Origin of the sequence: Sphingobium sp. C100 (genome assembly GCF_000508185.1) — a bacterium.
Lineage (GTDB): Bacteria > Pseudomonadota > Alphaproteobacteria > Sphingomonadales > Sphingomonadaceae > Sphingobium.
This window is the reverse complement of the sequence record NZ_AYOY01000048.1, coordinates 1-7,704: the sequence shown is the minus strand read 5'-3', so window position 1 is coordinate 7,704 and position 7,704 is coordinate 1. Positions and strand designations below refer to the sequence as shown.

The window sequence follows — 7,704 nt, the reverse complement described above, 5'->3', positions numbered from 1 at the left end:
CCCTGGGTCGGCCGCGCCGCTTTCGGCGATCTTTTCTCAAACTACCGCGCGCGTGCCGCCGCCGCACTTACGACATAGGTCGTAGGCGGCATGGAAGGACCGTTTTCACGGCTTTGCCGCATAGAGCGCATGATGGGTCAGGATGAACAGGGTGCGCTTGTCCGCCCCGCCGAACAGGATCTGCAAAGGCCGCTCGAGCACATCGATCCGGCCCGTCTCCTTGCCGTCGGGGCTATAGACGAAGACCTGCCCGTTCGCCACGAACACCCGCCCCTGTCCGTCCACGGCAACGCTTTCCCCGCCGCGATTGGCGAAGGGCTTAAGGTCGGTCAGCGTGCCGCCCTGGCCCACCCTTCCGCTATAGGTGACATTTTGCGATCCGTTGGTCACGAACAGCCGGTCGCCCGGCCTGCCGCTGACAAAGCCATTGGCGTTGAGGCCATCGGACCAGCGCCAGCCGCTATGGTCGATCGGTCCCTGCTGCCATACACGGAACGCGGGTAGCGAAAGGCTGCCGTCGGGCGAGACATATTCCTTGGCCTTGGGCGTGCCCACATCACGCGCGAACATGTCGGCCAGCGTGGTGAATTCATATGTCTTATGGTCCAACTGGTCGCGAAATTCGCCATTATTCCACCAATTGACCGGGAGCAGCGTCTTGCCGCCCGCCTTCGCGCTGACCGGCGTCGGCGGGATCAGCGTCATCGCGTCCTTGGGACCGGCCGGATCGAAGGAATAGACCCCGCCCTTCGGCCCCAGCGAGGACAGCACCATCACATGGCCCGACGCATCGACCGCCAGGTTGACCGGATCGAGCGCATGGTCGCGCACAATCTCCAGCCCCTTGCCCTCGCTCCAGCGGTGAATGCGCTGGAACCGCCGGTCGATGAAGTAGAGCGCCCCCTTGGCGTCCACCGCCGCGCCGGAAATGGACCAGAAGCCGTCCTCCAGCTTCTCGACCTTGGCGCTGCTGGCCTTGGCCGGCGGGATCGTGCGGTCGGCCGCGCCGATGTCGAGCTTGGCGAATTCCCGCTCGCGCACCAGCAGCTTGCGCGACACATCCTCGATCGCATTGTCGAACGGATATTTGCTCGCCCGCAGAAAGGTACCGCAACCCTCGTCGTCGCAGGTCGCATAGCCGCTCTCGGCATTGATATGGACATTGCGGAACCGGATATCGCTGGAATTATACAGCTTCACCGCGCTCTTTTCGGGCGCATAGGTGCGTGTGACGCGATAGCCATGATAGTTGGCGAACAGTAGATTCTTCGAATTGCGGATGTCGAGCGAGATCGCGTCCGGCCCGTCGCCCACCTCCTGCTCGGTCTGCGGCGCCAGGAATTCCCAATTCTGCACATTGTCGAGCACGAACTCGTTGCGGGCATGGTGCTCGACCGACATTTCATAGACATGGCCGGGCGTGCTGGTGTCGGTGATGTAGAAACCCGCCTGCGCGAAACTGTTGGGGCTCCACACGTCGGCAAAGGTGCCGCCCCCCCCGTCCGTCACCCAGATGCTGGGATATTGCGCGTCCAGCCGCGCATCGGTCACCGGGTCGCCGGTATGGACGCTGAGTGTGCCCAGCATCTTGCCGTCGGCCGTCGGCGTGCCGCCCCCGCCCATGATCTTCACATCCTCGACCAGGCTCTGCTCGCCCGATCGCCACAGCAGCGCCGACGCGCGCGGATTGACCCGCCCGGTGAACAGCCCCAGCCCCGACAGGATATTGTCGCCGCCCTTGCGGCTCTCCAGTATCGGCAGCACCGTGCCCAGCCCGGCGTGGCGCGGATTCTCGTCGGGAATATAAAGCTGGGTGATCGCCGGATGCAGGCCGATCAGCACGCTGTCGGGGCGCAGGGTCAGCTTGTCGGTCACCTTGTAGAAACCGGTCGGGAAATAGAGGATGCGGTTGGCGTCGATCGCCTTCTGGATCGCAGCGGTGTCGTCCGCCTTCCCGTCGCCCTTCACCCCCAGCGTGCGGATGTTCACCCATTCCGACATGGCCGGCAGGTCGCGGATTGCGGGCGCGCGCCGCGCGGGCATGGCGGGCAACGCCTGAATGTCGGCCTCCGTGCCATATTCGCCAACATGGCCCAGGTCCGGCACCATCAGCCCATAGGAAAAGGATGCGACCTTATAGGCCTTGCCCTTGCCCTCGACCGTGCGCCCACTGTCGCGGAACCGCGCGAAGACCGGGCTGTTGCTCGCCAGCGCATTTTCGAAACCGATCTGGGTGAAGACATTCTTCTCGTTGGAGATGATGACGCCTGCGCGGCTGACATTTTCGAACCGCACATCCTTGCCCCACAGCGAATCGCTATAACCGCGGTCCACCTCGATCCCGACCGGGGTGTTGCGGATGGCGACATTGACCATGGTCAGGTCGACCTCATGCTCGCGGATCGCGGCGTCGCGCTGTCCGTCGAAGGTCGAATCGATCAGCGTGAACTGCCAGGCGGGCGACGTCTTTTCCGTCACGATGCCATAGCGGCCGCCCTGGAAATGCACATTCTCGATGACGTTGCCGGCTTGATAGACGCCGGCGAACGCGGTCCCCAGGCGGAACTCCATATGGCTCAGAAACGCATGTTGCGCCATGCGGAAGCGGACGCCCGCCGCCGCCGGATTACCCGCGCCAATCTCGATATCGACATTGCTCATCGACGAATAGAAAGTGCCCGAATTGGCGTCGCGCACGATCTTGTCGCGCGGCACGACGGTCGGCACCGGCACCGGCACCTCGCCGACCCGATATTGGTCGCCGCCGCCGAAGATGATCATCGTCGACACGCCCTGCTGGAACCCCGGCGTATTGGCCGCCAGCATGATCACCGGCCGCGTCGCGCCGACGCCGTAGATGCGCACTCCGGCCGGCACGATCAGCGTGCGGCTGATGCGATATGTGCCCGACGGCAGGAACACCATGCCATGGCCGGTCTTGTCGCGCGCCTTGTCCAGCGCCTGCTGGATCGCGTCGCTGTCGTCGGCGCGTCCGTCGCCCTTGCCCGTGACCGTGATGGCGCTCGGTTCCTCCGGCGCGACCGGAAAGACCGATACGCCCGCTGCCCATGCCTGGCTCGCGCCCACCATTGCCGTTGCCGCCAACAGGGCCGCCATCATGCTGCGTCCGATCATCGCCGCCTCTCCACGTCGTTGTTTCAGGATGCCCCATGGCTAAAGGGCCGGGCAGCCCTTGGCACTTGCGACAAAGGTCGTAGTTTTCACGCGCCCTTGCGTGCCTCTATACGGAATAAAATCATTGCGATGCCTGTGCAGGGGATATCGCTTCGTCTGCGAGATCATGCTTTGCCGCCTTCCCCTCACCCTGCCCCCGCCTCGCCGATCGCCGTCATCGTGATGGGGGTCAGCGGCTGCGGCAAATCCACCCTGGGCGCGCTTCTGGCGCAGGCGCTCGACGCACCGTTTCTCGAAGGGGACGCCTTTCATTCGGACGAAGCGGTCGCCAAAATGCGCGCGGGACACGCGCTCACCGACGACGATCGCTGGCCCTGGCTCGACCGACTGGGCGCCGCGGCCGCGGCCGCCGTGACCGCCCAAGGCGCGGCGGTCGTCGCCTGCTCTGCCCTACGTCATGCCTATCGCGCGCGCCTGCGCGCCGCGATCGACGCGCCGGTCCGCTTCATCCTGCTGGAAAACAGTCGGGAGCAGTTGCTGGCGCGGCTTGTCGCCCGGCCGCATCATTATATGCCGGTCAGCCTGCTCGACAGCCAGCTTGCGACCCTGGAACGGCCTTTGCCGGACGAAGATGCCTTGGCGCTGACCACGGATGCATCGCCCGACGCCCTGCGCGACGCTGCGCTCGCCTGGCTGCGCTGAGGGCTACGCTGGCGTCAGGGCATCAGCCGCCGCCGCCCCTCCCACAAATGCCATCGCATCGCCAGCGCGGCCCCTTCGGGGTCTTGCGCACGAATGGCGGCGACGATCACCTCATGCTCGCGCAGCATGGTCGCCACCACCTCGGGCGGGCGCGACCGGGAAATGTCGACGCCGGCGCGCATGATCTTCTCGACATCGGGCCACAACGCGTTGAAGGCCAGCAGGAAGGCCGGATTGCCCGTCGCCTCGGCGATACGACGATGCAGTTCCATATCCTCGGCATGGGCCGGCTCGCTCGACAGCAATGCCTCCCGCAGCATCGCCATGCCGTCCTCGACATGCGCCATCTCCTGTGCCGTGCGCCGCGTCGCCGCCAGCCGCGCCGCCTCCGCCTCCAGCACGAAGCGCACCTCGTAACTGCCCAGCGTCGTGGGCAATTCGGTCATCGGCATGAACGCCGCCAGCCTTTCGGACGGCCGGCTTTTGACGAAGGAACCAGCGCCCCGCCGCGCCTCCGTGATGCCGTCTGACGCCAGCCTGACCAGCGCCTCGCGCACGATCGCGCGGGACACGCCGAACGTCTCGGCCAGCCGCGCCTCGGACGGCAGCCGCGCGCCTACTTCCAGTTCCTCGGACTTGATGATCTCGACGATGCCCGCATAGGCCTGGTCGGATAGCCGCGCCTGGTTCATCTCCGCTCCCGTCGCCGCGCAGCCGTCATTGCGCCCTTTCCCCTCAAAAGATGCTGCTCGCCAGCAATACCAGCAACAGCCCGACCACCGCCACCACCGTCTCCATGATCGACCAGGTCTTGAACGTGCCCGGCATGTCGGTGCCCAGATAGCTTTTCACCAGCCAGAAGCCCGGATCGTTGACATGGCTGAAGAACAGCGATCCCGCGCCGATCGCCAGCACCATCCACTCAGGCTCCACGCCGGACGATGCGACCAGCCCCTGCATCACCCCGGCGGTGGTGATCGTCGCCACCGTCGCCGATCCGGTCGCCAGCCGGATGCAGACCGACACGCCCCACGCCAGCAGCAGCGGCGAAATCGCGCCGCCGTCGGCCAGCCGCACCAGCAGGTCGGAAAGTCCCGCCGTCACCAGCACCTGCTTCAATGCGCCGCCCGCGCCGATTGCCAGGATGATGCCGCCCGCCGGGGTCATCGCCTCGGTCCATATCGCATTCTGGATGCGACTCTCGGTAATGCGGCGGCCAAACAGCAGCGGCAGCGCCACCAACACCGCCACCAGCAGCGCGACGACAGGGTCGCTCACCCACTCCAGCCAGATGAAATGCGTTGCGACCGCCGGCGGCATCAACGCCACCGCCTGCCCCGCCGCGATCAGCACGACCGGCAGCAGCACCGCCGCCAGCGCCCGCCCGACCGAAGGCGTCGGCACGTCGACCTTGACCGGGTCGAGCAAAGGCGGACTGAGCTTCACGCCGGGCGCGGTGAAGCGCGCCAGCAGCGGCCCGGCGATGATCGCCGTCGGAATCCCCACGATCAGGCCATAGAGCAGCGTCAGGCCCAGATTGGCGCCCAGCGCATTGACCGCCAGCAACGGGCCGGGATGCGGCGGCACCAGCGCATGGACCACCGACAGGCCAGCCAGCGCGGGCAGCATCAGCCGCAGCTTGGCCGTGTCGCCATTCTGTCCGGAGGGCAATGCCGCCGCCGCCGAAGCGACGATCGGCAACAGCAGCACCAGCCCGGTCTCGAAAAACAGGGGCAGGCCAATGACGATGGCGGTGAACAGGCTGGCCCAGGGCGCGCCCTTCGCGCCCGACAGCCGCAGCGCCGCGCGAGCCAGGCCGCCTGCCCCATCGGACAGTTGCAGCATCGCGCCCAGGCCAAGGCCCAGCGCGACGACCAGCCCGGTGCCGCCCAAAATCGCGCCCGCGCCCTTCTCCACCGCCTGCGCGGTCTCCTCCATCGGCAGCCCCGCCAGCAAGCCGACGGTGAAGGCGCCGCACAGCAGCCCGACAAAGGGATGGAGCCTGCCCTTGATGATGAGCGCGATGGACAAAGCGATGCCGACGATGGCGGCGAGAATCAGCCGATAGTCCGCGGGGGTCATGGACGACAACGCCCACGGCCGGCATGGCCGGACAGCGCCAGACCATTTGTCTTAGACGGACGAAATGATAACGTCACCCTCTCCCCCCTTCATCAACTGCCGAATCCGATGATTCGCACTTGCGAAACTCGAAAATCTGTTAGACAGGTTATAGCCTAGTTTTTCCTTTTTCCAGATTTATTGCACGATATGACGAAATTTTGCTTGAATCTGTCTGACTGATTCTCATAGGGTAGCGTTAACGAATCCTGCCATGTCCTTGCCTGTTCTGGACCGGCGCTCCACATGGATCACATAGGGGAGAGGAACGATGCACGTTGCCACGGATCTGCACGGCCTTCGCGATCATCAGGACAAGCGGGCAACAGCCCCCGCCATCGCGCCACCTCGCCTCACGCCTACGCAGATGAAAGTCTTGCGCTGCGTCCATTCCGGGCTGCTCAACAAGCAGATCGCCTATGAACTCGGCATGGCCGAGGCCACGGTCAAGGTGCATATGACGGCGCTCATGCGCAAGCTCAACGTGCGCAATCGGACTCAGGTCGCTATCATCGCCAGCACGTTGGGCTGGATGACGCCGGCTGCGGGTCGGCCCGCCGACTGACCCGACGGAACATGGCGGCGAGGGGAGGAACGACATGATGATCGGTTCACGACGCACGATATTGGGCGGCCTTGGCGCCGGGCTGACGCTTGCCGGCATCGGTGCGCAGGGCGCCAGGTCCGCCGCGCAGCGCAAGATCGGCTATGCAATCGTCGGCCTCGGCTCCTACGCCACCCGGCAGATCATGCCCAATTTCAAGAATTGCGACCATGCCCGGCTGGTCGCCCTGGTCAGCGGCACCCCGGCCAAGCTCCGGCAATATGGCGCCGAATATGGCATCCCGGCGACCCATCATTACAGCTATGCCGACTATGACCGGATGCGCGACAATTCCGACATCGACGTGGTCTATGTCGTGCTGCCCAACGCCATGCACGCCGAATACAGCATCCGCGCGGCGCAGGCGGGCAAGCATGTGATGTGCGAAAAGCCGATGGCCGTCTCGGCCGCCGAGTGCGAGGCGATGATCGCCGCGTCCCGCAAGGCGGGCAAGCTGCTGATGATCGGCTATCGCTCGCGCTTCGAACCCTATAACCGGCTCGCCATCGACCTCGCGCGGCGCGGCCATGTCGGCCCCACCCGCATCATCACGTCGGAACATGGCTTTCCGATTCAGCCGAATCAGTGGCGACTCGACCGGCCGCTGTCGGGCGGCGGATCGATGATGGACATCGGCATCTACAGCCTCAACGCCACCCGCTACCTGACCGGCGAGGAACCGGTGGAGGTCAGCGCGATCGAATCCACCGACCGCGCCGATCCCCGCTTCAAGACCGTGGAGGACCGGATCAGCTTCCTGCTGCGCTTTCCCTCCGGGGTCGAGGCGACCTGCGTGTCCAGCTACAGTTCCGCACATAACGCCTATCGCGTCGTCGGCACCGAAGGCTGGATCGACATGGAGCCAGCGACGTCCTATTCCGGCCAGACCATGCGCATCCGCAAGGATGGCGACGTCACACCGCGCACCATTTCAGAACCGGCCAAGAACCAGTTTGCCGGACAGCTCGACCATATGGCCGAATGTATCATGAACGGCTCGAAGCCCATCGTGCCGGGTGAGGAAGGGCTGGCCGACCTGCGTGTGATCGAAGCGATCTACCGTTCGGCGGCCGAGCATCGCACGATCAGCCTCGCCACATGATCGACCGACGCACCCTCGTCGCCGGGCTGGCGACGCTGCC

The 7,704-nt window shown here is 65.4% G+C and carries 6 protein-coding genes; 3 read left to right on the top strand and 3 right to left on the bottom strand.

Annotation, left to right across the window (positions count from 1 at the left end; all coding sequences use genetic code 11):
- Window positions 1-105 precede the first annotated feature (105 nt).
- On the bottom strand, window positions 106-3,135 hold the full coding sequence (locus C100_RS29825; protein ID WP_024018707.1) for a glycosyl hydrolase family 28-related protein: 3,030 nt from the start codon (window positions 3,133-3,135) through the stop codon (window positions 106-108).
- Between the two features lie 171 nt (window positions 3,136-3,306).
- Between C100_RS29825 and C100_RS29820 the strand changes: the two genes are divergently transcribed.
- Window positions 3,307-3,837 carry a gluconokinase gene (locus tag C100_RS29820; RefSeq protein WP_031308777.1) on the top strand — a complete coding sequence of 177 codons (531 nt, stop codon included), beginning with the start codon at window positions 3,307-3,309 and terminating at the stop codon, window positions 3,835-3,837.
- Between the two features lie 14 nt (window positions 3,838-3,851).
- On the opposite strand, the gene C100_RS29815 is transcribed toward C100_RS29820, so the two are convergent.
- Both C100_RS29815 and C100_RS29810 read right to left on the bottom strand, forming a co-directional pair.
- Window positions 3,852-4,529, bottom strand: a complete 678-nt coding sequence (locus C100_RS29815) for a FadR/GntR family transcriptional regulator (RefSeq protein ID WP_024018705.1) — start codon at window positions 4,527-4,529, stop codon at window positions 3,852-3,854.
- A 43-nt stretch (window positions 4,530-4,572) separates the two neighbouring features.
- Window positions 4,573-5,919, bottom strand: a complete 1,347-nt coding sequence (locus C100_RS29810) for a GntT/GntP/DsdX family permease (RefSeq protein WP_024018704.1) — start codon at window positions 5,917-5,919, stop codon at window positions 4,573-4,575.
- 310 nt (window positions 5,920-6,229) lie between these two features.
- Between C100_RS29810 and C100_RS29805 the strand changes: the two genes are divergently transcribed.
- Window positions 6,230-6,523: a helix-turn-helix domain-containing protein gene (locus C100_RS29805; protein ID WP_024018703.1), complete on the top strand. Its 294-nt coding sequence runs from the start codon at window positions 6,230-6,232 to the stop codon at window positions 6,521-6,523.
- Window positions 6,524-6,560: 37 nt separating this feature from the next.
- Window positions 6,561-7,664: a Gfo/Idh/MocA family protein gene (locus C100_RS29800; protein ID WP_031308776.1), complete on the top strand. Its 1,104-nt coding sequence runs from the start codon at window positions 6,561-6,563 to the stop codon at window positions 7,662-7,664.
- The last annotated feature ends 40 nt before the right edge of the window (window positions 7,665-7,704 follow it).